Here is a 25,298-nt window from a genome sequence, read left to right on the forward strand (position 1 = left end):
GTTGAAACGCACCATGGCGTTCACCACCAGCACCGTCAGCAAACCTTCGCTGATGGCGATCGGCACCTGCGTCAACGCAAAGATGCCGGCAAATTTGAAGAACGACACGCTAAACCCGCCCACCGCCGCCGGAAACGCCAGCGCCAGTTGTACCGACGTGGTCACATACGTCGCCAGATCGCCCAGGCTGGCCGCCATGAACACCGCCACCGAGCGTGAAAAGCCCATCGCCGCCACCGCGCGCAGCACGCCGTACGACACGAACGGCCCCACAATCGCCATCGAAAACACATTGGCGCCGAGTGTGGTCAGGCCGCCGTGCGCCATCAACAGCGCCTGGAACAACAGCACCACAAAGCCTACCGGCACCATCGCCACCGGGCCAAACAGCGCCGCGCCGAGGCCCACCCCGGTCGGATGCGAACAGCTGCCCGTCACCGACGGCAGCTTGAGCGCGGACAGCAGAAACGCGAACGCCGCCGCCACGCCAAGCAGCATGCGGCGTTCGGGATGCGCCTGCAGGTCGCGGCCGATGGCGCGCAGGCCCCAGGCCAGAAAAGGTAAGGAAACGGCTGCCCAGCCGAGCGCGTGCGCTGGCGGCAAAAAGCCTTCCATGATGTGCATTCGAAACCTCCCGTCGAATGGGCTGGATGGACACCAAGGCGGGAGCAGAGAGGACGGTCGACGAGGGGCGTGGGACAGGCGGCCGGGGTCGACAGCGGCTTCCCGTGACCCCGGGGAATGGTGCTGGACTTTTTGGGCCGGTATTCTGGCTCGCCTTCATCCTTCTCCGTGTCTTCCCGCGTGTGACGGCAGTGACGTGTAGACGGAGTCGTCTGGCTTACAGCAGCGGGGGCTGCACCGGATTTACACCGGTTTCCCGTTTAACGCCTTTACAACAAATGGCGCACCCAAGGGTCGCATCTTACACTAGCCGCCGGACGCGTGCCAAGCTAAACCCAAACCGCCCCGCAGCCGGTATCATTCATCCTGAATCGTCAAAAAGGGAATGTATGGCAGCGCTGGGGAAAGTCTATTTGATCGGAGCAGGGCCGGGAGCGGATGACCTGATCACCGTGCGCGGTGCGCGTCTGCTGGCGCAGGCCGACGTGGTGCTGTACGACGCACTGGTCACGCCTGAAATGCTGGCCCTGTGTGCGCAGGCCACGCTGATTTCGGTCGGCAAGCGCTCCGGCCAGCGCTCGACCGCGCAAACGCTGATCAACCAGCAACTGGTGGAATGCGCGCGGCAATATCAACTGGTGGTGCGTCTCAAGGGCGGTGACCCGATGCTGTTCGGGCGCGCCGACGAAGAGTTGCGCGCGCTGGAAGCGGAAGGCATCGAAGTCGAAATCGTGCCCGGCATCACCACCGCGCTGGCCGCCGCCGCCGTCACCAAACAGCCGCTGACCCGCCGCGGCGTGGCCCGCAGCGTCGCCTTCTTCACCTCCAGCACCGCACCGGACGAGCCGGACCATCCCGCGCTGCCGGAAACCGATACTCTGGTGCAATACATGGGTGGCCGGGAAGCAGCCGCGACCGCCGCGCGTCTGCTGGCCGAGGGCCGCCGGCCCGATCTACCGGTGGTGGTGGTGGAAAATTGCAGCCGCGCTGACCAGCGCATCCTGCGCCTGACGCTGGACGGTCTGGCCAACGGGCTGGATGCCGCGCAGGGTCCGGTGCTGGTGATGATCGGCGAAGCGCTGCAGCAACGTTCGCATCAGGCAAGTTGAAACGGCGCAAGAGAATACTGGTATTATGTACAGTGTTAGCCTGCGCACGCACGAACCAGCGCGCGCCCGGCGCAAGTAATCAAACCCGGCTATAGTGACGGGTTGACTCTAAAGGCCAAAAATCCCATGGAACAGATCCGCATCCGCGGCGCACGCACGCACAACCTGAAAAACATCAATCTTGACCTGCCTCGCAACAAGCTGATTGTGATTACCGGCTTGTCCGGTTCCGGCAAATCCTCGCTGGCGTTCGACACGCTGTACGCCGAGGGCCAGCGCCGCTATGTGGAATCGCTGTCGGCCTACGCCCGCCAGTTCCTGCAACTGATGGAAAAGCCGGATGTGGACCTGATCGAGGGCCTGTCGCCGGCGATCTCGATCGAGCAGAAGGCCACCTCGCATAACCCGCGTTCGACGGTCGGCACCGTGACCGAGATCCACGATTATCTGCGTCTGCTGTACGCGCGCGTCGGCACGCCTTATTGCATCAACCACCCGGACCAGGCGCTGGCCGCGCAAACCGTGTCGCAGATGGTCGACGCGGTGCTGGCCCTGCCGGCCGACACCAAGTTGATGATCCTGGCGCCGGTGGTGGCCAACCGCAAGGGCGAGCACTCCGACCTGTTTGAAGCGATGCAGGCGCAGGGCTTCGTGCGCTTCCGCGTGCAGAGCGGCACCCACGACGCCAAGATCTACGAAGTGGACGACCTGCCGAAGCTGAAGAAAACCGAAAAGCACACCATCGACGTGGTGATCGACCGCGTCAAGGTCAGCCCGGACATCAAGCAGCGCCTGGCCGAGAGCTTCGAGACCGCGCTGCGCCTGGCCGACGGCCGCGCCGTGGCCTTCGAAATGGACAGCGGCGCCACCCACGTCTACTCCAACAAGTTCGCCTGCAATATCTGCGGCTACTCGCTGCAGGAGCTGGAGCCGCGCCTGTTCTCGTTCAATAACCCGATGGGCGCCTGCCCGGAGTGCGACGGCCTCGGTCACATCGAGTTCTTCGATCCGAAGCGCATCGTCGCCTTCCCTAACCTGTCGCTGGCTTCCGGCGCCGTCAAAGGGTGGGACCGCCGCAACCAGTTCTACTTCGCGATGCTGTCCAATCTGGCGGCGTTCTACGACTTCGACCTGGATGTGCCGTTTGAAAAACTGCCGAAAGCGGCGCAGGAAGCAGTGCTGAACGGCTCCGGCAAAACCTCGATCCCGTTCACCTACATCAATGAGCGTGGCCGCACCGTGGTCAAGGAACATACCTTTGAAGGTGTGGTCAACAACCTGGCGCGCCGCTACCGCGAAACCGATTCGATGGCGGTGAAAGAGGAACTGTCAAAGTTCATCAACGAGAAAAAATGCCCATCGTGCGAAGGCGCGCGCCTGCGCATTGAAGCGCGCTTCGTCAAGGTCGGCACCGGCAAGCAGGAAAAGGCCATCTACGAGATCGCCGAGAAGCCGCTGCGCGAAACGCTGTCGTTCTTCGAGCAGCTGAAACTGAAAGGCGCCAAGAAGGACATCGCCGACCGCGTGGTGAAAGAGATCATCTCGCGCCTGCAGTTCCTCAACAACGTCGGCCTCGATTACCTGTCGCTGGACCGCAGCGCCGACACCCTGTCGGGCGGCGAAGCGCAGCGTATCCGCCTGGCGTCGCAGATCGGCTCCGGCCTGACCGGCGTGATGTACGTGCTGGATGAACCGTCGATCGGCCTGCACCAGCGCGACAATGACCGCCTGATCGACACCTTGCGCCACCTGCGCGACATCGGCAACAGCGTGCTGGTGGTGGAGCACGACGAAGATGCGATCCGCACCGCCGACTACATCGTCGACATGGGTCCCGGCGCCGGCGTGCACGGTGGCGAAGTGATCGCCGCCGGTTCGCTCAAAGACATCATGAAGAACAAGAAGTCGCTGACCGCCCAGTACCTGAGCGGCACGCGCAAGATCGAAGTGCCGTCCAAGCGCCACGTGGCCGATCCGGACAAGCAGCTGGTGATCACCGGCGCCACCGGCAATAACCTGAAGAAGGTCAACCTCAAACTGCCGGTCGGCCTGATGACCTGCGTGACCGGCGTCTCCGGCTCCGGCAAATCGACGCTGATCAACGACACGCTGTTCCCGGCGCTGTCGCGCCACCTGTACGGCTCACAGACCGAACCGGCGCCGCACGACACCATCAGCGGCCTGGAACACTTCGACAAGGTGATCTCGGTCGACCAGGCGCCGATCGGCCGCACGCCGCGCTCGAACCCTGCGACCTATACCGGTTTGTTCACGCCGATCCGCGACCTGTTCGCCACCGTGCCGACCGCAAAAGAGCGCGGCTACAGCGCCGGCCGATTCTCGTTCAACGTCAAGGGCGGCCGCTGCGAAGCGTGCCAGGGCGATGGCGTGATCAAGGTCGAGATGCACTTCCTGCCGGACGTCTACGTGCCATGCGACGTTTGCCACGGCAAGCGCTATAACCGCGAAACGCTGGAAGTCCACTACAAGGGCAAGAACATCACCGAGATCCTCGACATGACGGTCGAAGACGCGCACGAGTTCTTCAAGCCGGTGCCGGTCATCGCCCGCAAGCTGCATACGCTGCTGGACGTGGGCCTGGGCTACATCAAGCTGGGTCAGAGCGCGACCACGCTGTCGGGCGGCGAGGCGCAGCGCGTCAAGCTGTCGCTGGAACTGTCCAAGCGCGATACCGGCCGCACGCTGTACATCCTGGACGAACCGACCACCGGCCTGCACTTCCACGATATCGACCTGCTGCTGAAAGTGATCCACCGCCTGCGCGACCAGGGCAACACGCTGGTCATCATCGAGCACAATCTCGATGTGATCAAGACCGCCGACTGGATCGTCGATCTGGGACCGGAAGGCGGCGCCGGCGGCGGCAAGATCATCGCCAGCGGCACGCCGGAAGAAGTGGCGGCCAATCCTGCCAGCGTCACCGGCAAATACCTGGTACCGCTGCTGAAATAAAATGAAACGGGATCTCGCCCCCACCCGCCTCGATCACATGATCGACATCGTCCACTTGCATACGCTGGACGAGCAGCGGGTGGCGACGGCGATCCCGTTTTTGTCGCTGCTGCGCTCTTCCCATCCCACGCCCGTTAGCAAGGGCGTGCTCAAACCATCGTGCTGCGTGATCCTGCAAGGACACAAGCGCGTGCACCTGTCCGACGAAGTGCTGAACTACGGCCCCGGCGAATATCTGGTGGTGTCGGTCGACATGCCGGCTTCGGGCCACATCATCAGCGCCACGGCCGACAAGCCCTACCTGCTGCTCAACATCGAGCTCGATCCGCAAGAGATTGCGGCCATTGTGCTGGAAGCGAAAATCACCATCGATTCCGAACAGCCGGAGCGCGGGGCATTTATCGGCCAGACCGATGACGCCTTGCAGGAATCCTTATACCAGCTGGTGCGCTTGCTGCAAGCGCCGCCAGCGGAAGCGGCCTTTCTGGCCGTGGGTCTGAAGCGCGAAATCATCTACCGCATGCTGAACGGCCCTTACGGCCGCCAGTTGTATCAGAACGTGGTGCTGGACCAGCAGGACCGCGGCATCAGCAAAGCCATCGCCTGGCTCAAGGACCACTACGACCAGCCGATCAAGGTGGAAGAGCTGGCGCAGGCCACCAATATGAGCGTCTCCAGCCTGCACCACCGCTTCAAGGCGGTGACCAATATCGGGCCCATGCAATACCAGAAGCAGCTACGCCTGCAACGGGCGCGCAGCCTGCTGCTGAACGGCGAAGTTGACGCCACCACCGCCGCCTACAAGGTCGGCTACGAAAGCGCCTCGCAGTTCAGCCGCGAATACCGCCGCCTGTTCGGCGCACCGCCTATGCAGGACATCAAGAAACTACGGACCGCACCATGAAGATCAATAAGAAGCGCCTGCTGCCACTGGGCATAGGCTTGTTCGTGTTTGCCATGGTGGGACTGCTGGCCGACAAGGCATGGTCTGAGAAGCAGCAGCAGCTGGACCTGATCACCGATTTCTATCGCGACCATCTGGCGCGGCCGGACAAGCGCCAACCGAGCCAAGTGCCGCCTGGCTTCTTCACGCCGGAATTGGAAGCGCTGATCGACGCCAACAATCAGCTTTGCTACAGCCTGTCGCGCAGCGACGATATCTGCGGCTATGGCGCCGACAGCGATGTCTTCCTCGATGCGCAGGAAGCCTCGCCCAGCCTGGACTTCGAGCGCTCCAGCTTCCGTATCAGCCGCGTCGGCGACAACGTGGTGGAAGCTACCTTCAATGTCTATCCCGACATGGGCACCGCTTACGACCGCCAGATCCGCTATGTGCTGGTGCAGGGAGACGAGGGCTGGCGCGTGGACGACATGCTGTTCGCGCAAAACCGCTCGATGCGGGTTGAGCTCCTGCAGGAGAACGACGCCATCCTGGCCCGCGCGCGCGATCTTGGCGACACCGCCGGCTGGGTGTTCAACTATCTGCGCAACGGCGATATGCTGGACCGTGCGGTGCGCTTCATCGCTTTCCCGGTGCAGGTCTGCGACCAATACGGCGTCTGCGCAGCCATGAAGCGCGACGACCCGCGCCTGATGCAGGCACTGGACTACCTATCCGACAACAAAGGCGACAGCGACGTGCTGCCGCCGCCTGCTGAAGCGCAAGCCGCCGATGGTAAGGTCATCGCCATCGGCGCTCTGGACTTCACCTTCCAGAACCGCGCCTGGTGGGTGACCAGGATCGACCTGCGCCGGCTTCAGGGCATCAAGCCTGCTTCTGGCTTGCCACCCACTGTTTGATGTGCGCTTCCAGCACATCCATCGGCAGCGCGCCGGCGCCCAGCACTTGGTCGTGGAAGGCACGGATGTCGAAGCGGTCGCCCAGTTCCTTGCGGGCGTAGTCGCGCAGTTCAAGAATCTTTAGCTGGCCGATCTTGTAGCCCAGCGCCTGGCCCGGCCAGACGATGTAGCGATCAGTCTCGCTCTGCACTTCCACTTCCTCGATGCCGGAATGGGCGTGGAAGAAGTCCACCACCTGCTGGCGGGTCCACTGCTTCGAGTGCAGGCCGGTATCCACCACCAGGCGGATCGCGCGCAGCATCTCATCCTGCAAATGGCCGTAATAGCTGTATGGGTCCTTGTAGAATCCCAGTTCCTCGCCCAGGCGTTCCGAGTACAGCGCCCAGCCTTCCGCGTAGGCGGTGTAGTTGCCTTGCTGGCGGAAGTCCGGCAGACCCTGGATTTCCTGCGCCACGGTCAGCTGCATGTGGTGACCGGGTACGCCTTCATGCAGCGCGGTGGTTTCGATGTCGATGGTGGAGCGGTGCGCGAAGTCGCCGGTGTTGACCATCACGCGGCCGGGACGCTTGCCGTCCGGAGAACCGGGCATATAAGCCGCAGCAGAAGCGCCCTTCTCACGGAACTCTTCCACCGGCTTGATTTCGACTTTCCCCTTCGGCAGCACACCGAACAGGTTGGGCAGCTGCAGATACATCTGGTCCGTATATTTCTGATACAGGTCGATGATCTCCTGGCGCGATTTCGGATGCAGCGCCGGGTTGGCGGCAACCGCCTTATTGAAGGTTTTCAGATCCTTGTAGCCCAGCTTTTGCGCAGTCGCCAGCATCTGACCTTCGATGCGCGCCACTTCCGACAGGCCCAGTTGGTGAATCTGCTCCGGCGTCATCTCGGTGGTGGTGGAGGATTGCGCCTTGAAGGCGTAACGCGCCGCACCGTCCGGCAGCGACCACATGCCGACGTCCTTGCGGCCATATGGCAGGTATTTGGTTTTGGTGTAGATCGCCAGTTTTTTATACGCCGGCGCCACATCGTTCTTCACCGCCGCTAGCACTTCCTTGCTCAGGCGCGCCTTGTCGGCGGCCGAAAAATCTTTCGGGAATTTCTTCAGCGGTTCCGCGTAGGGCGAGTCGGCCGGCTTCATGGCCGCCACGTCCTCGCACTGCTTGACGATTTTCGGGATCAGGAACTGCGGCGGCATCAGGTGATCACGTACACCGTTCTCCATCTGCGCGCGGGTCTGGTCGAACAGCTTGGGCAGGGCGTGCAGGCGCTGGATGTAGTCCTCGTAGTCCTTCACCGTTTCGAAATTCAGCGCCGAGATGATCATCGGCGTATCGATATGCACGCCGGAGTTCTGCGCCAGCGGCATCTCCCAGTCCTTGAAGCGCGCGCCGTCCACGTTCTGCTGCAACTGGCGCACCATCAGTTCGCGATTCAGCTGCTCCTGCAATGGGAAGCCAGTGGTATCCACCGCCTGGAAGCGCTTGAGGAAGGCGGCGCTGGCCTGGATGTCGGCGTCGATGCCGGCTTGCGAGAAGTCAGACCATTTATCGTTGTAGCGCTTATCGCCCAGCAGCGACGCCCATTCGGGACTGGTGCGCATGGTGTACTGCCATTGTTCGGTGAGCAGATTATTCAGCGCCGCACGGCGCGCTTCCAGGTCGGGCGCGGTGGTGTCGGCATGGGCCACGCCCAAAAACAGGGCAAACAACAGGGCGCTGGCGGCGCCGATGCGGGTGGTGGTGATCATGTGGGCCTATCGTAAAAAGATGGTGAGCGTGCACTGTAGCGCCGGCGCCGGCAAGACGCGGCGCAATTGTGACGAAATGCCAAAACCCCGGCGTGGAATGCAGAATCAGGCAACCATGCGGCAGGAATCCCACTGATGCGGCGGCGCGCGAATTCCTAGAATGGCTCCATCAACCTACCCAAGGAGCTGTCATGCACACCATCGATCACATCTACATCAACGGCCAGTTCGTCACGCCGCACGGCACCGAAATGTTCGACCTTATCAACCCCACCACCGGCCAGCTGGACGGCCAGGTGCGGCTGGGCGACGTGGAAGACACGCGCCGCGCCATCGCCGCCGCCAAAGCAGCCTTCCCGGCCTTCTCGCGCACCACCAAGGCGGAACGCGGCGCCATGCTGCAAAGTCTGCACGATGCGGTGCTGGCGCGCGCCGACGATGCGGCCAATGCGCTGATCGAAGAATACGGCGGTCCGCGCAGCAGCAGCGTCGCCCGCTCGCGCTACACCGCCAATATGTTCCTGGATGTGAAAAAGGTCATGGACGATCACGCGTACGTGAAGACCGTGAACAAGTCCAAGGTGGTGCTGGTGCCGGTGGGCGTGGTCGGCATTATCACGCCGTGGAATTCTAGCGCCTGGTTTGTGGCCAACAAGGTGGCCACGGCGATTGCGGCCGGCTGCACGGTGGTGGTCAAGCCGAGCGAATTGAGCGCGCGCCAGAACCAGATCCTGATTGAAGCCTTCCACGCGGCGGAACTGCCACCGGGCGTGGTCAATATCGTCAACGGCCGCGGCGACGTGGTTGGCGCGGAGCTGAGCGTGCACCCGGATATCAACAAGATTTCGTTCACCGGTTCGACGCCGGTCGGCAAGCAGATCGCCCGCCTCGGCGTCGACACCATGAAGCGCGTGACGCTGGAACTGGGCGGCAAGAGCGCCAATGTGATCCTGGACGACGCCGATTTTTCCAAGGCGATTCCGAATGCGATTGCGGCCTGCTACATGAACAATGGCCAGGCCTGCATTGCCGGCACGCGCCTGCTGGTGCCTGCGCATCGGCAGGAAGAAGTGAAGGCGCTGGCCAAGGCGGCGGCGGAAGCGGTGGTGGTCGGCGATCCGCACGACGCCAAGGTGTCGCTGGGCCCGATCGTCACGCAGAAGCAGTTCGACCGCGTGCAGCATTACATCGGCGTGGGCATAGCGGAAGGCGCGGAACTGGTCACCGGCGGCCTCGGCAAGCCGGCCGGGCTGGAGGCGGGCTACTTCGTCAAGCCGACCGTGTTTGCCGGCGTGACGCCGTCGATGACCATCGCCAAGGATGAAATCTTCGGCCCGGTGCTGTCGATCATGACTTACGAGACCGAAGAGGAAGCGATCGCCATCGCCAACGATACGCCCTACGGCCTGCAAGCCTACGTCAGCTCGACCAACCTGGCGCGCGCCAACCGCGTGGCCGACCAGATCGTGGCCGGCCGGGTGCACATCAACGGCATCCACGATGACCTGATCGCGCCGTTCGGCGGCTTTAAGCAGTCGGGCATCGGCCGCGAGTTCGGTCCTTACGGGCTGGAAGCGTATCTGGAACCGAAAGCCATCCTCGGCGAGACGGCGCAATATCGCTAGACCGTCGTGGAGGCAGCGGGCGCTTCGATCAGGTCGGCGACCTGGCGGAATACCTGCTGCGGCTGCTCGGCGATCAACGCGTCGATATTGTTGAAGCCCCAAGCCACGGCGCCGAAGGCGATGCCGGCTTCGGCCGACACCCTGGCGTCGCGGATCTCATCGCCGATCAGCATCACGTCCTCACGCGGGACACCCGTAGTGGCCAGCACCTTGCGGATCTTCGGCAGCTTGCCGAACAGCGAGGCGCCGCATTCGAACTGGCTGAACAGTGCGGAAATCTCCGGCCCCAGAATCGTCAGCACATTGCTGCGCGAGTTGGAGCTGACGATGGTCAGTTGCACGCCTTGCGCCTTCAGCGTACGCAGCGCCTCCTCCATGCCGCCGAACAGGCGGATGCCGTCGATGTTGCGTCCCATGCTGGCGCGCATGAAGTTGGCGATGGCGGGCAGCTTCCACAGTGGCACCTGATGAAGCGCCATGAGCTGACGCGCGTCGAGATCGCGCAGCGCTTGCCGGCGGCTGGGATCGAAGCGTTTGAAACCGTACTTGTCGGCGGCGTCGTCAAACACCTGCAAGAACACCGGCAGGGTATCGGCCAAGGTGCCGTCGAAATCAAAGATGATGAGTTTGCGGTTCAAGTGGTTCCCGGCACAATGTGAGGTGCCCCATTATGCCGGTGTATTTCAAAACAGGATGAAGTCTTCGTTACGGTCGGGCAGCGAGCGCAAGGTGCGGCCCAGTCGCGGCCATAGCAGGCAAAGCACGACGAGCAGCAACAGCAGGATGGTTTTCATGATTGACTCCGCTTTCGCACACCCGTGCGAAATTAAGTGAATAAAAAGGCCGGCTCAGGCCATATCGTTAAAACTCTTGTAGGTCGAAATGAGGCGGCTGAAGGCGCGTTGCATGCGGCGCAGCGTCTGGTCGTCGTGCAGGAAGCGGGTGTCGTGGATCAGGCCGACCACCAGGCTGTAGATCTCGTACACCAGCTGGCCGGGATCGGTATCCGGCCGCAGCTGGCCGAGCTCCATCGCCTGCAGGATGGTCTTGCGCAGCGAGGCGCGCCAGGCCATCACCCCTTGTTGCAGGCGGTCGCGCAGTGGGCCCTGCTGGTCGTCGAACTCGAAGGCGCCGGCGCTGTACAGGCAGGAATTACGCAAGCCCTCATCGGCGACACGGCTGGCCCAGGCGTTGACCTGGGCTGTCAGGCGCGGCAGGCCTCGCGGCTGTTGCAGCGACGGCAGGAAAATCTCCGCGCCAAAGCGGCGGTCGTACTCATCCAGCACGGCCTCCTGCAAGGATTCCAGCGAACCGACGCGCGAAAACACGCCGCTCTTGCTGATGCCGGTACGCTTGGCCAGCTCGCCCAGCGACAGCTTGCCGATGCCGTCGGTGGCGGCCATATCCAGCGCCGCCTCCAGAATGGCGGCGTAGGTGGCTTCGCTTTTTGCGGTCAGAGTATCCATAAACTGCACTTTAGCACAGGTGTGCGAAAGTGCAAGCAAAAAAAACAGCGCATATTGCTATGCGCCGTTTTGTCTCCTCTGCCGTGGCTTAGCGGACCAGGCGCTTCTCCAGCTCGGCTTTCACGGCCGTCAGTTCTGCCGGCAGGCGGTAGGCCAGCTTGGTAAACAGTTCTTCATGCAGCTTCAGCTCTTCGCGCCAGGCGTCCTTGTCGATCGAGGTGATCGTTTCGAACTCTTCCGGCGAGAATGGCATGCCGTCCCAGTGGATGTCGCCAAAGCGCGGGGTGGTGCCGAAGATGTTTTCGACGCCGCCGGCTTCGCCGTCGATGCGCTCCAGCATCCACTTCAGCACGCGCATATTGTCGCCGAAGCCAGGCCAGACGAAATGGCCCTGCTCGTCGGTGCGGAACCAGTTGACGCAGAAGATCTTCGGCAGCGTGGCGCCTTCGATTTTCTCCACTTTCTTGCCTAGGTCCAGCCAGTGCTGGAAATAGTCGCTCATGTTGTAGCCGATGAACGGCAGCATGGCGAACGGATCGCGGCGTACAACGCCCATCTGACCGGCAGCAGCAGCGGTGGTTTCCGAGCCCATGGTGGCAGCCATGTAGACGCCTTCCACCCAGTTGCGCGCTTCGGTCACCAGCGGCACGGTGGTCGAACGGCGGCCACCGAAGATGAAGGCCGAGATCGGCACGCCGGCCGGATCATCCCAGGCGGCGTCGATCACCGGATTCTGCGTGGCCGGCACGGTGAAGCGGGCGTTCGGATGCGCGGCCTTGCCGGTCGATTCCGGCGTCCAGTCCTTGCCTTGCCAGTCGATCAGGTGGCTTGGGGCCGGCTTGCTCAGGCCTTCCCACCAGACATCGCCGTCGTCGGTCAGCGCGACGTTGGTGAAAATGGTGTTCTCGCGCAGCGAGGCCATGCAGTTGTAGTTGGTTTTTTCGTTGGTACCAGGGGCCACGCCGAAGTAGCCGGCTTCCGGGTTGATGGCATACAGCTTGCCGTCCGCGCCCGGCTTGATCCAGGCGATGTCGTCGCCAATGGTGGTGATCTTCCAGCCGTTGAAGGTGCCTGGCGGAATCAGCATGGCGAAGTTGGTCTTCCCGCATGCCGATGGGAAGGCTGCCGCCACGTAGTGCTTCTTGCCTTCCGGCGATTCCACGCCGAGGATCAGCATGTGTTCAGCCAGCCAGCCAGCGCCACCGTTCTGTGCGTCCTGGAAGCCCATGTTGGAGGCGATGCGCAGCGCGAAGCATTTCTTGCCCAGCAGCGCGTTGCCGCCGTAGCCGGAACCGAACGACCAGATTTCACGGGTCTCCGGGTAGTGCACGATGTATTTGGTCGGATTGCATGGCCACGCCACGTCTTTCTGGCCGGCCTTCAGCGGCGCGCCGACGGTGTGCACGCACGGCACGAATTCGCCGTCGGTGCCCAGCACGTCATACACGGCCTTGCCCATGCGGGTCATGGTGCGCATATTGACTGCCACGTATGGCGAATCCGACAGTTCCACGCCGATGTGGGCGATTGGCGAACCCAGCGGACCCATCGAGAACGGCACCACGTACATGGTGCGGCCGGTCATGCAGCCGTCGAACAGCGGATGCAGGGTGGCGCGCATCTCGGCCGGGTCCATCCAGTTGTTGGTCGGGCCAGCTTGTTCCTTGGTGGTCGAGCAGATGAAGGTGCGGTCTTCGACGCGGGCGACGTCGGTCGGGTCGGAGCAGGCCAGGTAGGAATTCGGACGCTTTTCCTGGTTCAGCTTTTTCATGGTGCCTGCGGCAACCATTTCCGCGCACAGGCGGTCGTACTCTTCCTGCGAGCCATCGCACCAGTAGATACGGTCCGGCTTGGTCAGGGCGGCGATTTCTGCCACCCAATTGATGAGCTTTTGCTGTTTGATGTAAGCTGGTGCGTTCAATGGTGCAACGCCTCCCATCACGGGCTGATTCATGATACCTCCAATGCTAATAAAGAATTCGGTGGCGGCAGATCGTCGTCAGCTTATGGCTAGCGCTCAGAGGTCCATTCGAAATGGGTCGGCGGTCATACGGCGGTCGTGGCGCGGGTCGGATCTCGTGGTCCAACCTTGTATTTTCGGCCGATTGTACACCCCTCAACAAAGGTTCCATACGAAAATGTAGGAGAATTAGTTGAGTAAAGTAGTAGGCTATTTGGCTTATCTCTGGGGCTGTTATTTCCCTACGAAATTTCTTAAAAGATCGTTCATCTTCCATGAAAATCGCAATTCTCGATGATTACCAAAATGCAACTCCAAGTTTGAAATGCTTTGAGTTGTTGGCTGGCCACGAAGTAAAAGTGTTCAACAGCACGACCCGTGGCCTCGGCCAGCTGGCGATCCGGCTCGCGCCCTACGACGCACTGGTGCTGATCCGCGAACGCACCGCTTTCAACCGCGCCCTGCTGGCCAAATTGCCGAACCTGAAGCTGATTTCGCAGACCGGCAAGCTGGCCGGCCATGTCGATGTGGCGGCCGCCACCGAGCTGGGGATTGCGATTGCCGAGGGCATCGGTTCGCCCACTGCGCCGTCGGAGCTGACGTGGGCGCTGATCATGGCGGCAGCGCGCAAGATTGTGCCGTATGCGAACAATCTGAAAGACGGCCTGTGGCAGACCGCCTCGATCAACCCGGAGCTGAACGGACTGGGCTTCGTACTCAAGGGCCGCACGCTGGGCATCTGGGGCTATGGCAAGATCGGCCAGACGGTGGCCGGCTACGGCCGCGCCTTCGGCATGAACGTGATGGTGTGGGGCAGCCAGGCCAGCCGCGACAAGGCGGTGGCGGACGGCCATACGGCGGCAGCATCGCGCGAGGCTTTCTTCGAGCAATCCAACGTGCTGAGCCTGCATCTGCGCTTGAACGACGCCACCCGTGGCATCGTCAACGCCGGGGATCTGGCGCGCATGCGGCCGGATGCGCTGTTCGTCAACACCAGCCGCGCCGAGCTGGTGCAGCAGGATGCGCTGGAGCAGGCGCTGCTGAAAGGACGGCCGGGCAATGCCGCGCTGGACGTGTTCCACTCGGAACCGCTGGCGGCTGATTCAGCGCTGCTGCGCATCCCCACCGTGCTGGCGACGCCGCACCTGGGCTACGTCGAGCAGGACAGCTACGAGCTGTACTTCCAGCACGCGTTCCAGAACGTGGTGGCGTTCGCCAACGGCACGCCGGCCAACATCAATAATCCAGACTACGCTCGTCAGGCACGCCAGTCAGATTGATGCGTGGGGCCGGCATCACATGCACCTTGCTCCACAGGCCGGCCCAGCCGGGCGGCCAGGTGATGTCGGGACCGGCGTAGGGCGGCAGCGTCGCGCGCACCGGGATCACCGGCACGGGCGGCATGTCGGTCAGCGGGCCGCCGTCCGGACGCTGCATGTCCAGGCTGTACATATAGCCGGGCAGCAGCGCGTCGCACACGCTGGCGAACCAGGCGGTGTGATCTTCATCGCGGCCCAGCGCCTGCGCCAGCCCTTGCGGATCGAATTTGGCCAGCGCGTGGATCAGCTCATCGGTGCTGGCGCCCGGCGTATCGCCCCAGCCCATCACCGGATTGCTGTTGTAGTCGGCGCCCGAGCCATACCAGCCTTCGCGCCACGGCCGCTGCATCCAGTCGCGCTGGCCGGTGAACAAATGCCAGCGCCAGTGCAGCCCGGACGGCTTGGGCCAGGAATACAGGTATAGCTTCTGATAGCCGGCCTGATGCAGCGCGCGCACCATCGCCATCAGCCGCGCGTGCGGCATGCGATCGGGCGGCGCGCGGCGAAACAGGATCGCCTCGCCATCGGCAAACTGCACCTCGTCGGTGGAGAGATTGAGGTCGAGCGTGCGCGACTCGCTACCGAAGCGGGCGGAAATCCAGCCGGTCAGCAAATTGACCGTCGTGATGACCCCGTAGCCACGGTGGCGGTGGAAAATAACAGTGCCGGGAGCGAGCGCTTTCATGATCAGCTGAACAAACAAAGAAACCAGTGTAGGCATAGTCTACCCAAGTTTCCAGTGCGAGGTTTGGGTTATGATGCACATCCATTCCTTAGCTTACGTTTTTATCATGACCCTGCGCATCCTGGCCACCGGCGGCACCTTCGACAAACACTACAATGAACTGAACGGCACCCTGGGCTTCGCCGACAGCCACGTGCCGGACCTGCTGAAACGTTGCCGCCTGACCATCGATGTGGCGCTGGAACAGTTGCCGCTGATGGATTCGCTGGACATGGTGGATGCCGACCGCGAGCGCATCCTGGCGTCGTGCCGCGCGGCCGGCGAAAAAGCCATCGTCATCATCCACGGCACCGACACCATGCCGCAGACGGCGCAAGTGCTGGGCCCGGCCAACCTGGGCAAGACCATCGTGCTGACCGGCGCCATGATCCCTTACGAGATCGCCAACTCCGACGCCCTGTTCAACCTCGGCTTCGCCTCCGGCGTGGCGCAGACCCTGCCGCCTGGCGTGTATGTCGCCATGAACGGCAAGATCTTCGCCTGGGACAACGTGCAGAAGAATAAAGCGGCTGGCGTATTCCAGCCGCTGTGACGCTTTCACAGTAAAACTTTATTATTTACGGGTTGGCGTCAGCAGATGCTGCGGCGTCTCCGGCGCGTAAATATTCAACTGCAAGTGGCTGGCCGCTTGATGATGTGGCGCATCCGGCGCGGCTGGCACAGCATCGGCCTGGTACGACGCCATGGCCTGCGCCAGATCGCGCACCCGCATGCTCATCGCCGTGGCCGTGGCTTGCTGGGCCTCCTTGGCCGCCGTCAACACCGCCAGCTGCGCCGTGCTCAGGCCGGCCGTCTGCGCCGTCGTGAAGACCGTCGCCTGCGTGACCGAGAACGCACCCAGCTGCGCGGTCGACAGCACTTTCAACTGCGCGCTGCTGAGCGCGTGCAAATCCGCCGTTTCCATCACCGCCAGATCTTCCGTCTCCAGCGCCACCAGCGTGGTCTTGCTGAGCGCGATAACCTGCGCGGTGGTCAGCGCCACCATCTGCTCGGTAGTCAGCGCCACCGCCTGCGCCGTGCTCAGGCTGGCAATCACCTGCGTCGACAAGCCGCCGAATTGTGCCGAATTGAGCGCCGCCATCTCCTGCGCGGACAGCGTCTGGTACTGGCGCGATGTCAGGCCGGCCAGCTGCTGCGCGTTCAGCGTGGCAAACTGCGCATCGCTTAATGCATTGAGCGTGCTGCTGGACAGCGCCGCCACCTGACGCGAACCCAGCGCGGCGATCTGCTCGGTGCTGAGCGCCGCCAGCGCAGCGCCCGACAGCGACCCGATCACGCTGGCGTTCAGCGCCGCCACGTCATCGGTCGCCAGGCTGGCGATCATATCGCTGTACAGTGCGCGGAATTGCGTGCTGCTCAGCGTGGCGACCTGGGTGGTGGTCAGCGCGCGCAGCTGGTCGCTGGACAGCGCCTGCATCTGATCGACGCGCAGGCCGGTGATGGCGGCCGGTTTCAACGCAGCGATTTCCTCTTCGCGCATCTGCTGCAACACATCGGTGCTCAGCGCGGCCAGATGCTGGCTGCCCAGGCCGGCGGCTTGGGCGGTGGTCAGGCCGAGGATCTGGTCACTTTGCAATACCGCGAACTGCTGCGCGCTGAGGCCGGAAATCGCCAGGCCGCTGAGTGCGGCAAAGTCTTCCGGCTCCAGCGCCGCGATCACCTGCGTCGACAAGGCGCCCAACTGGGTGCCGGTCAGGCGCGCCACTTGATCGGTGGTCAGCGCCACTGCCTGCGCGGTGGTCATGCCGGACAGCGCGGCGGTGCGCAGCTGCACGATCTGGTTGGTGGCGAGGTAGCTGATGTCATACGCGGCGCCACCGAGCGCGGCAAACTGCGCCGAGTTCAGCGAAGCGATGAAGGACAGCGGCAGCGCGCCCAGGTTTTCCAGCTGGATGGCGGCCAGATTCTCGGTCGACAGTCCGCCCAGCTGGGCCGCCTTGAGGCTGGCCACCTGCGCCGTGTTCAGCGCCAGGAACTGGTCGGTGCGCAGCGCGTTCAGGCTGGCCGACGTGAGAGCGCCGACCTGGCGCGTGGTCAGCGCACCGATGCGGTCGGCGTCCAACAACGCCAGCAAGCGCGTGCTGATGCCGCCGATGGCCGCCAGGCCCAGCGCCGACAGATCGTCCTGTCCCAGCGCGGCGAACGTCTCGTCGGACAGCGCATTCAACTGGCGGCTGCCGATGCCGGCCAGCGCGCTGGTACTCAGCGCTTGCAGGCGGTGGACATCCAGCACCTGGAACTGCGCGGTGCCGAGCGCGCCGATCTGCCGGCTAGTGATGGCGTACAGCTGCGCATCGCTCAGCGCCAGCACCTGGTTCACATTCAGCACACCCAGCTGGCGCGTGGTCAGCACCGCGATGTCCTGGGTTTCCATCGCCGCCAGTTCGGTGGCGCTGAGGCGCGCCATGAACGTCGTGTTCAGCGCCGCCACCTGGCGGGTGGTCAGCGCTGCGATCTGATCGGAGCGGAAGACATCCTGGCCGTCCTCGTGCGGCCGCGACAGATAAGGCAGCTGGACCAGCGTCAGCGCCGCGATCTGCGCGGTGGTGAGCGCACGCAGCTGATCAGCGGTGAGCGCGGTCAGCTGCGCCTGCCGCAGCGTGGTCAGATGCTCGGTGCGCATCGCGGCCAGCGCTTGCGGGTCCAGCCCGCCGATGCCTTTGGCGTTGAGCACCAGCACCTCCGCCGCCGCCAGCGACGCCACCTGGCTGGCGGTCAGCGCCGACATGAAGCGGGTCGATTGCGACGCGACGGTCAGCGCCGCCAGGCCGAAGGCGGCGACATCGGCCTCCTCCAGCGCAGCGATACTGGCCTCGGGCAAGGCGGACAGTTGCGCGGCGGTGAGCGCGCGCGCCTGGGAAGTGGTCATCGCGACCAGGTAATCGGTGGACAGCGAGGCGAGATCGGCCGTGGTCAAACTGGCGATCAAGCGCGTGCCTCCGGCCGCAAACTGCGCGGTCGTCAAGTTAGCGTTAAAGCTCATGGATTTTCCTTTTTATCGAGCGCTGAAGTGGAACACCGGCGGACGAACCCAGCCCGCCGCACACGCGGCTAGCCGGGGGAAAAGGAAATTCGCGCGCGCCGTTAGCGCGCTGCCAGCAGCCCTTGCGTGGCGCCGGCTTGCAGGGCTTTGAGGCGCTGCGTGTCGGCATCGGTGTGGGCGGCGTTGGTGACGCTCAGGCCGGTGGCGCTGTAGTGCTGCAACGCTTCGGCCAGGCGCGCGCTGTGCGTCGCCAGCTGGCCACTGGCCGGCGCCGCAGCGCTGCTGCCTGCCGCATCCGCATAGCTCGACATCGCTTGCGCCATGCCACTGACGTTGCCGCTCAGGCCCTGCGCAAACCAGACGTCGGCCGCTGCGTGCGATTGGTCGTCGTCGGTGGTGTAGGTCGAGGTCAGGCCGATCAGGTTGCCGTTGTCGAGCGCGCTGCTGCGCTGCACGTCCAGCTTGAGGTTGGCGATGTGCAAGGCGGCCAGGGTCTTCAGCTCATCCGGCTGGCTGACGCCGTCCGCATTCACATCCACCCACACGCGCAGGTCGCCATACAGCGCGTCCTTTGCATCGATAACGCCATCGCCGTTGCTGTCGATTGATGCCAGCGCCTGGTAGCCGTCGGCGGCCGTGCTGCCGTTGGCCAGTTTGGTGGCCGAGCCGAACAGTTCGCTGCCGTCGTTGATGACGCCGTCATGATTACTGTCCAGCGCCAGCAAGCCGTCGCCCTGACCGACCCAGCCGGTAGTCCGCTGCACGCCGCTGGCGGCCAAGTCGAATTGCACGCCCGCCTCCAGGCCCAGCGTGCGCACGCCGTTACCGTCCAGGTCCAGCACCAGCGGCGTGACGAAGGTCATCGCCGCTTTCTGCTCGGCCGTAAAGATCGACTGCTGCGCCGTCGACAGGTTGTTGTACTGCGTCGCCGTCATCACGTGGGTTTGCGTGGTGGTCAGCTGACCCAGTTGCGCATTGTTCAGCGCCGCCATCTGGAATGGCGTCAGCGCGCGGATCTGGCGCGTGCCCAGGCTGGCGATATCGCCGACCTCGATGGCGCGCAGGTTGGCCGGGCTGAGGTCGGCAATCAGGGCGGTACTCATCGCCGCCAGCTGGGCGCCGGAGAAGGCGGCGATTTGCGCGCCGGTGAACTGCTCGGCGCTGTCGCGCGGCGTCAGTGCCGCCACCTGCTGCAAGGTCAGCGCCGATACCTGGCGCACCGTCAGCGCCAGCAGCTGGGCATCGCTCAGCGCGCTGATCACGCCGGTGCTGAGCGCGGCGATATCGACCGCTTCCAGCGCCGCCAGCGACGACGGCAGCAGGCGCGCGATGGCCGACGAATTCAGCGCGGCAAACTGGACCGCCGTCATCGCCTGCAATTGCGCGGTGTTCATTGCCGCCAGCAGGTTGCCGTCGCGCGCGGCGGCATTCAGCAACAGCGGGTTGATGCCGGCCACATCGTTCGGGTCCAGGTAGACCACTTGCGATGCCGCCAGCGAGGCCAGCTGCGCGCTGCTGAGCGCGGTGACCTGCTCGGCGCTCAGCGCGGCGATCTGGTCGCTCTTCAGCGCCAGCAGTTGCTGGGTTTTCAGCGCGCTGACCACGGTCAGCTTTAGCGCCGCGATGTCGTCGGCGTTCAGCGAGCCGAACACGGTCAGCGGCAACGCCACGACTTGCGCCGCGTTCAGGGCCGCCACCTGGCCTGCGGTCAGCGCCGCCGCCTGGGCGGTGCTCATGGCGGCCAGCGCCCGCGTGGTCAGCGCGGCAATCTGTGCCGTGCCCAGCGCGGCGATGCCGAGGCCTCGCCCACCCAGCGCGTTCAGTTGTTCCGGCGTCAGGCCGGCGATGGCAGCGACGCTGATGGCTGCCAGCGCGTCGGTGCTGAGCGCGGCGATATCGTCGACCGTCAGGCTGAGGAATTGGGCGGCGGTCAGCGCATGCACCTGGGCCGCGCTCAGCGCGCCGAACTGGCTCGGCAGCAGGCCACCCAGCTGGGCGGTACTGAGCGCCGCCACTTGCGCGGTGTTGAGGCCGCTCAGTTGGATGCTGCTCAGGCCACGCAGGAAGGTCGGCGTGACCGATTTGATCTGCGCCAGGTTCAATGCCGCGATCTGGTCGCTGCTGAAGGCTTGCAACTGCGCCGCGCCCAGGGATTGCAGCGCCAGGGTGGTGATGGCGGCGATCTGCGCCGTGGTCAGCAGGTTGAAATTGACCGCCTGACCGTTGGCATCCACGCCCAGCGCGCCGATTTGTGCGGCCGTCAGGGCCGCCACGGATTGGGTACTGAGAGCGCCGACATCGCTTTCCAGCGCCGACACGTCGGCCGCCGACAGGCCGGCGATCTGGCGCGCCTGCAAGGCGGCCACTTGTTCGGCGCTCAAGGCGGTGATCTGCGCCGGCAGCAAGGCGCCGATCTGGCGCGACGTCAGGCTGGCCATCTGGCGTGTGGTGAAGCTGAGGATCTGGTCGGCGCTGAGCTGGGCCAGGCCGGCCGTGTTCAGGGCGCTGACCGCCGCCGTGCCGAGTGCTGCCAGCTGTTCGCCCGACAGGCTGACCACGTTGGCGGCCGACAGCGCGCCGGCCTGGGCGCTATTGAGCACGGCAACCTGGGCGGTGGACAAGGCTGCCAGCTGGGCCGCGTTGATGGCCGTGATCTGGGCCGAGGTCAGGCCGGCGATGGTATTGGTGCGCAAGGCCGCCACGTCTTCCGCATCCAGTTGCGCGATGGCGGCCAGCGACAGCCCGACCATCTGGGCGCTGCTCATCACGGCGGCTTGCTCGACGGTGATGGCGGACGCCTGCGCGCCGGTCAGGCCGCGCAGCGCACCACTGCCCAGCGCGGCGAACTGGCCGGTGGTGAAGACGGCGAACTGGTCGCCGCTGAGGCCGGCCAACTGCGACGAAGACAAGCCCCGCAGGGTGCTGGTGCGCAAGGCGGCGATATCTTCCAGGTCGAAGACGCCGAGATCGGCGCCCGGCAAGGCCGCCAATTGCGCGCTGTTCAGCGCGGCCACCTGGTCGGACGTCAGCGCGGCAGCCTGCTGCACCCGCAGGCCGGCCAGCGCGGCAGTGCGCAGCGCGGCGATCTGCGCCGTCGTCAGCGTGGCAATGGCGGTGTCGTCGCCGCCGGCGGGATCGTTGCCCAGCACGCTCAGCTGGGCTGCATTCAAGGCGGCAATGGCGGCGGTCTTCAGCGCCGGCAACCATTCGCTGTTGATGGCGGCCAGTTCGCGCAGCGACAGGCCGGCCAGTTGCGCCGACGTCAGCGCCGCCACCTGCGCCGACTGCAGGCTGTTCATCTGCTCGGTCTCCAGCGCGTTCAACTGCGCGCTGCCGAGGGCAACGATCTGACGGGTCGACAGTGCGGCGATCTGGTCGGTGCTGAGCGCGGCCAGCGCGCGCGTCGCCAGGCCGGCAATCACGCCGGTGTTGAGGACGGGAATATCGCTCAGTCCCAGTCCCTGCAAGCCGTCCGCACTGAGCGCGGAGAATTGCGCGGCGTTCAGGGCGGCGATTTGCTGGCTGGTCAGGGCCGCGACCTGGTCGCTGCCGAGGACCGCCACCTGCAAGGTAGTGAGCCCGCTCAGCGCGGCGGTTCGCAGCGACGCCAGGTCTTCCGCCTCCAGCGCGGCGATATCGCTGGTGTTCATCGCGCGCAGTTGGGTGCTGCTCAGCGCGCTGGCCTGCAAGGTGCTCAAGGCAACAATCTGCTCGACGCTCAGCCAGCCGATGGCGCGCGTGCCCAGCGCCGCGATCTGCGTGGTGCTGAGCACGCCGAACAGGCTGCCATCCGGGTTCGCGCCCAGCGCTGCCAGTTGCGTGCTGCTCAGTGCTTGCAGCATGGCCGTACTGAGGCCGCGCATGCCGTCGCTGCTCAGCGCGGCAATATCATCGGCCGACAGGCCCGGCAGGTTGCGCGAGGTCAGGCCGGCGACCTGGCGGGTACCGAGCCAGGCCACTTGTTCCGCGCTCAGCGCCGCCAATTGGGCACTGCTGAACACGGCAACCTGTTGCGAACCCAGCGACGCCAGCTGCGCGGCGTTCAAGCTGGCGATCAGGTCGGCCGACAAGGCGGCCAGCACGGCCGGGCCCAGCGCGGCCAGGCTGTCGCTGGAGAAGCCGGCGATGGCGTCGGTCGGCAAGGCGCCACGCTGCTGCGTGCCAAGCGCGGCAAACTGCGCCGGCGTCATCGCGGTCAGCTGGTCGCTGGTCAGCGCGCCGATTTGCAAGGTGGTCAGCGCGGCGATGGCGTTGGTGCGCAGCGCAGCAAAGTCGGCGGTACCGATGGCGTGGATGATCTCGGTCGACAATGCCCGCACCTGTGCGCTGTTGAGCGCGGCGGCCTGGCGCGTGCTGAACACCATGATTTCCTCGACCGTCAACCCCGCCAGCGTGTTGGTGCGCAGCGCGGCGATCTGGCCCGTGCTGAGCGCCGCCACATCCAGCTCCAGCGCCGCCAGCTGTTGCGAACTCAGGCTGGCGATCACCGCCGTGCTGAGCGCCGCCACGCCGGCGCTGCTGAGGGCGGCGATGGCGTCGGGGCTCAGGCCGCCGATCTGGCGGCTGTTCAGCGCCACCACCTGCGCCGAACGCAGGCTGGCGATCTGTTCGCTGCTCAGCGCGTTCAACTGGTCGCTGTTGAGCACGGCGATCTGGCGCGATGCCAGGCCGTTCAATTGTTCGGTATGCAGAGCGGCCAGGCGGTCGGCGCCGATGGCGGCAATGGTGGCGGTGGACAGCGCGCCGAGGTCGGCGCTTTGCAGGCCGGCCAGGCTATCGACCGACAGCGCGGCCAGTTGGCGTGCGCTCAGCACACTGGCTTGCGCCGTGGTCAGGGCGGTGACCTGGTCGCTGCTGAGCAGCGCCAGCGCCGCCGTGCCGAGATTGGCGATGACGCTGGTGCGCAGTGCGGCGAAGTCGGCCGTTTCCAGCGCCGTCAGCAATGCATTGGGCAGCGCCGCGACCTGGCTGCTGGTCAGCGCCGCAGCCTGCGCGGTGGTCAGTGCGATCAGCTGGTCGTGGGTCAGGCCGGCCAGCGCGGTGCTGCGCAGCGCGGCGATCTGGCCGGTGCTCAGCGCGGCGATGGCGGCGCCGTTGTCGAGCCCGCCGATGGCAGCCAGTTGCTGGGAACTCAGCGCAGCCATCACGCCGGTGCTCAGCGCCCGCAACGCGCGGGTGCTGAGGGTGGTCAGATCATCTTCGCTCAGTGCGCTCACCTGCGTGCTGTTGAGACCGGCGATCTGCGCGGTGCTCAGCGACGCCAGCTGCGCCGCATCGAAGGCCGCCACTTGCGCCGTGCTCAGCGCGAAAATCTGGCGCGAACTGAGACCGGCCAGCTGCGTCATGCTGAGCGCCGCCAGCAGCGACGGGCTCAGATGTGAAATCACACTGGTCGACAAGGCCGCCAAGGCACCACTGGACAAGCCCGCCAGCGTATCGTCGCTGATGGCCGCCAACTGGCGGCTGTTCATGGCCGACAACTGCGCCGTGGTGAAGGCGGCGAACTGTTCGCTGCTCAGCACCGCCAGTTGCTGGGTCGACAGGGCGGTGATCGCGTTGGTGCGCAACGCGCTGACATCGGCAGCCGGCAAGGCCTGGATGGCGTTGACCGACAGTACGCTGACCTGTGCGCTGGTCAGCGCCGCCACCTGGCGCGTGCTCAGCGCGGCCGCCTGGCCGGCCGTCAGCGCCACCAGCGCGGCGGTGCGCAACGCGCCGATCTGCGCCGTGGTGAGGCTGGCGATGGCGCTGAAATCGTCGCCGCCCAGCACGCTGAACTGCGCCGACGTCAGCGCGCCGATCGCTACCGCGTTCAGGTATGGCAGGTCGCCACTATCGAGCGCGGCAATATCGGCGTTGGACAGGCCGGCCAGCTGGCGCGACCCCAGCACCGCCAGCTGCGCGGTGCGCAAATGGCTGACCTGCTCGGGCGTCAGGCCGGCAAACTGGGCGCTGCTGAGCGCGACGATCTGGCGGGTGGTCAAGGCGGCCAGCTGTTCGGTGCTCAGTTGCGCCAGCAAGGCCGTGGCCAGCTGAGAAGTGGCACTGGTGCTCAGTGCGGCCAGGTCGGCGCCGGACAGGCCGGCCAGCGCGGCATTGCTCAGCGCGGCGACCTGGGCGGTGCTCAGTGCGGCAAACTGCGCCGTGGTCATGCCGTCCAGCTGGTCGGCCGACAGCAACGCCATCTGGCTGCTCGACAGGCCGGCGATGGCGGACGTTTTCATCGCGCGCAGGTCGGCCGCTTGCAGCACCGCCAGGTTGGCGCTCGACAAGGCGGCCAGCTGGGCCGAATTCCACGTGGCGGCCTGGCGCGTGGTCAGGGCCACCGTCTGGTCGGCGGTCAGGGCGGCGACCTGGGTGCTGCCCAGCACCGCCATGGCCTGCGTGGTCAGCAGCGCAAAACCGGCCTCGCTGATGGCGCGCACGTCGGCGGTGGAGAACGTGTTCAGTTGCGCGCCGCTCAGCGCGGCAAATTGGGTCGCCTGCATCAGCGCGATGTCGGCTGCTTGCAGCGAAGCGATGTTGGCCGTGCTCAGCGCGGCGATATCGGCGGTTTCAAAAGAGGCGATCGCGCCCGGCGCCAGGCTGGTGAAGGCGCGCGTGCCCAGCGCCGCCACCTGCACCACGCTCAGTGCGGCGATCTGGTCCGCACTCAAGGCCGCCATCAGCGCGGTGCTGGCGGCGCCGGCGGCATTCAGCACGGCCGGGCGCAGCGCCGGCAGTTGCGCCAGCGTGAGCTCGGCGATGTCCGCCGTGGTCCACGCCGCCACCTGCTGCGAGGTCAGATTGGCGATCTGCAGTGTGGTCAATCCGACAGGGCCGCTCATAGGAAGTTCCTCTTTTGATAAGACTTTTCACTATAGCAGAATTTGTCGTACTTTCCTCACGGCAATGCACATATTTTTCGTATTTATCAACTAAAAAATGCCGCGAAATCAACGACT

14 protein-coding genes, 1 pseudogene and 1 riboswitch are annotated in these 25,298 nt (G+C 64.8%); of the genes and pseudogenes, 7 read left to right on the forward strand and 8 right to left on the reverse strand.

The features are described 5' to 3' along the window. Positions 1 to 33: 33 nt before the first annotated feature. Positions 34 to 624, reverse strand: a pseudogene (locus tag HH213_RS10000) (energy-coupling factor ABC transporter permease); the annotation flags it as partial. A gap of 118 nt (positions 625 to 742) precedes the next feature. Further along, a riboswitch (cobalamin riboswitch) is annotated at positions 743 to 930 on the reverse strand. Positions 931 to 1,013: 83 nt separating this feature from the next. Between HH213_RS10000 and cobA the strand changes: the two are divergent. The 4 genes from cobA to HH213_RS10020 all read left to right on the forward strand — a co-directional run bounded on the left by cobA (position 1,014) and on the right by HH213_RS10020 (position 6,506). Further along, positions 1,014 to 1,733: a uroporphyrinogen-III C-methyltransferase gene (gene cobA, locus HH213_RS10005; protein WP_110845830.1), complete on the forward strand. Its 720-nt coding sequence runs from the start codon at positions 1,014 to 1,016 to the stop codon at positions 1,731 to 1,733. 126 nt (positions 1,734 to 1,859) lie between these two features. Then, the gene (uvrA, locus tag HH213_RS10010; protein ID WP_169112159.1) at positions 1,860 to 4,706 is read left to right on the forward strand and encodes an excinuclease ABC subunit UvrA; all 2,847 of its coding nucleotides are present in this window, start codon (positions 1,860 to 1,862) and stop codon (positions 4,704 to 4,706) included. 1 nt (position 4,707) lies between these two features. After that, positions 4,708 to 5,610: an AraC family transcriptional regulator gene (locus HH213_RS10015; protein ID WP_169112160.1), complete on the forward strand. Its 903-nt coding sequence runs from the start codon at positions 4,708 to 4,710 to the stop codon at positions 5,608 to 5,610. Next, positions 5,607 to 6,506, forward strand: coding sequence for a hypothetical protein (locus HH213_RS10020; protein ID WP_169112161.1), 900 nt, complete (start codon positions 5,607 to 5,609; stop codon positions 6,504 to 6,506). The genes HH213_RS10015 and HH213_RS10020 overlap by 4 nt, the downstream gene beginning before the upstream one ends. Here HH213_RS10020 and HH213_RS10025 read toward each other — a convergent pair. Beyond that, positions 6,472 to 8,256 (reverse strand): DUF885 domain-containing protein, encoded by a 1,785-nt coding sequence (locus HH213_RS10025; protein ID WP_169112162.1) that lies wholly within the window; start codon positions 8,254 to 8,256, stop codon positions 6,472 to 6,474. The two genes, HH213_RS10020 and HH213_RS10025, sit on opposite strands and share 35 nt — an antisense overlap. 191 nt (positions 8,257 to 8,447) lie before the next feature. On the opposite strand from HH213_RS10025, the gene HH213_RS10030 reads away from it, so the two are divergent. Further along, positions 8,448 to 9,881: an aldehyde dehydrogenase family protein gene (locus HH213_RS10030; RefSeq protein ID WP_169112163.1), complete on the forward strand. Its 1,434-nt coding sequence runs from the start codon at positions 8,448 to 8,450 to the stop codon at positions 9,879 to 9,881. On the opposite strand, the gene HH213_RS10035 is transcribed toward HH213_RS10030, so the two are convergent. From HH213_RS10035 to HH213_RS10045, 3 genes are all read right to left on the reverse strand, one after another. Continuing rightward, on the reverse strand, positions 9,878 to 10,519 hold the full coding sequence (locus tag HH213_RS10035; protein ID WP_169112164.1) for an HAD hydrolase-like protein: 642 nt from the start codon (positions 10,517 to 10,519) through the stop codon (positions 9,878 to 9,880). The two genes, HH213_RS10030 and HH213_RS10035, sit on opposite strands and share 4 nt — an antisense overlap. Positions 10,520 to 10,729: 210 nt before the next feature. Continuing rightward, complete coding sequence (locus tag HH213_RS10040; RefSeq protein ID WP_110845837.1) at positions 10,730 to 11,347, reverse strand: TetR/AcrR family transcriptional regulator; 618 nt, start codon at positions 11,345 to 11,347, stop codon at positions 10,730 to 10,732. A gap of 88 nt (positions 11,348 to 11,435) precedes the next feature. Continuing rightward, complete coding sequence (locus HH213_RS10045; RefSeq protein ID WP_169112165.1) at positions 11,436 to 13,301, reverse strand: phosphoenolpyruvate carboxykinase (GTP); 1,866 nt, start codon at positions 13,299 to 13,301, stop codon at positions 11,436 to 11,438. A gap of 281 nt (positions 13,302 to 13,582) precedes the next feature. On the opposite strand from HH213_RS10045, the gene HH213_RS10050 reads away from it, so the two are divergent. Next, a complete protein-coding gene (locus HH213_RS10050) occupies positions 13,583 to 14,587 on the forward strand; it encodes a D-2-hydroxyacid dehydrogenase family protein (RefSeq protein ID WP_169112166.1) in 1,005 nt (334 codons plus the stop codon). On the opposite strand, the gene HH213_RS10055 is transcribed toward HH213_RS10050, so the two are convergent. Then, positions 14,544 to 15,311, reverse strand: coding sequence for an L-asparaginase (locus HH213_RS10055; protein ID WP_110846649.1), 768 nt, complete (start codon positions 15,309 to 15,311; stop codon positions 14,544 to 14,546). The genes HH213_RS10050 and HH213_RS10055 overlap by 44 nt on opposite strands. Positions 15,312 to 15,417: 106 nt before the next feature. On the opposite strand from HH213_RS10055, the gene HH213_RS10060 reads away from it, so the two are divergent. Further along, entirely contained in the window at positions 15,418 to 15,903 is a 486-nt protein-coding gene (locus tag HH213_RS10060; protein WP_110846650.1) for an asparaginase domain-containing protein, read from the forward strand. A 21-nt stretch (positions 15,904 to 15,924) separates the two neighbouring features. Here the strand turns inward: HH213_RS10060 and HH213_RS10065 are convergent, their stop codons facing one another. After that, entirely contained in the window at positions 15,925 to 18,354 is a 2,430-nt protein-coding gene (locus HH213_RS10065; protein WP_169112167.1) for a hypothetical protein, read from the reverse strand. Positions 18,355 to 18,455: 101 nt separating this feature from the next. Then, on the reverse strand, positions 18,456 to 25,181 hold the full coding sequence (locus HH213_RS10070) for a beta strand repeat-containing protein (RefSeq protein ID WP_169112168.1): 6,726 nt from the start codon (positions 25,179 to 25,181) through the stop codon (positions 18,456 to 18,458). Positions 25,182 to 25,298 lie beyond the last annotated feature (117 nt).

Origin of the sequence: Duganella dendranthematis, from assembly GCF_012849375.1 — a bacterium.
In the GTDB taxonomy this organism is placed as follows: domain Bacteria; phylum Pseudomonadota; class Gammaproteobacteria; order Burkholderiales; family Burkholderiaceae_D; genus Rugamonas; species Rugamonas dendranthematis.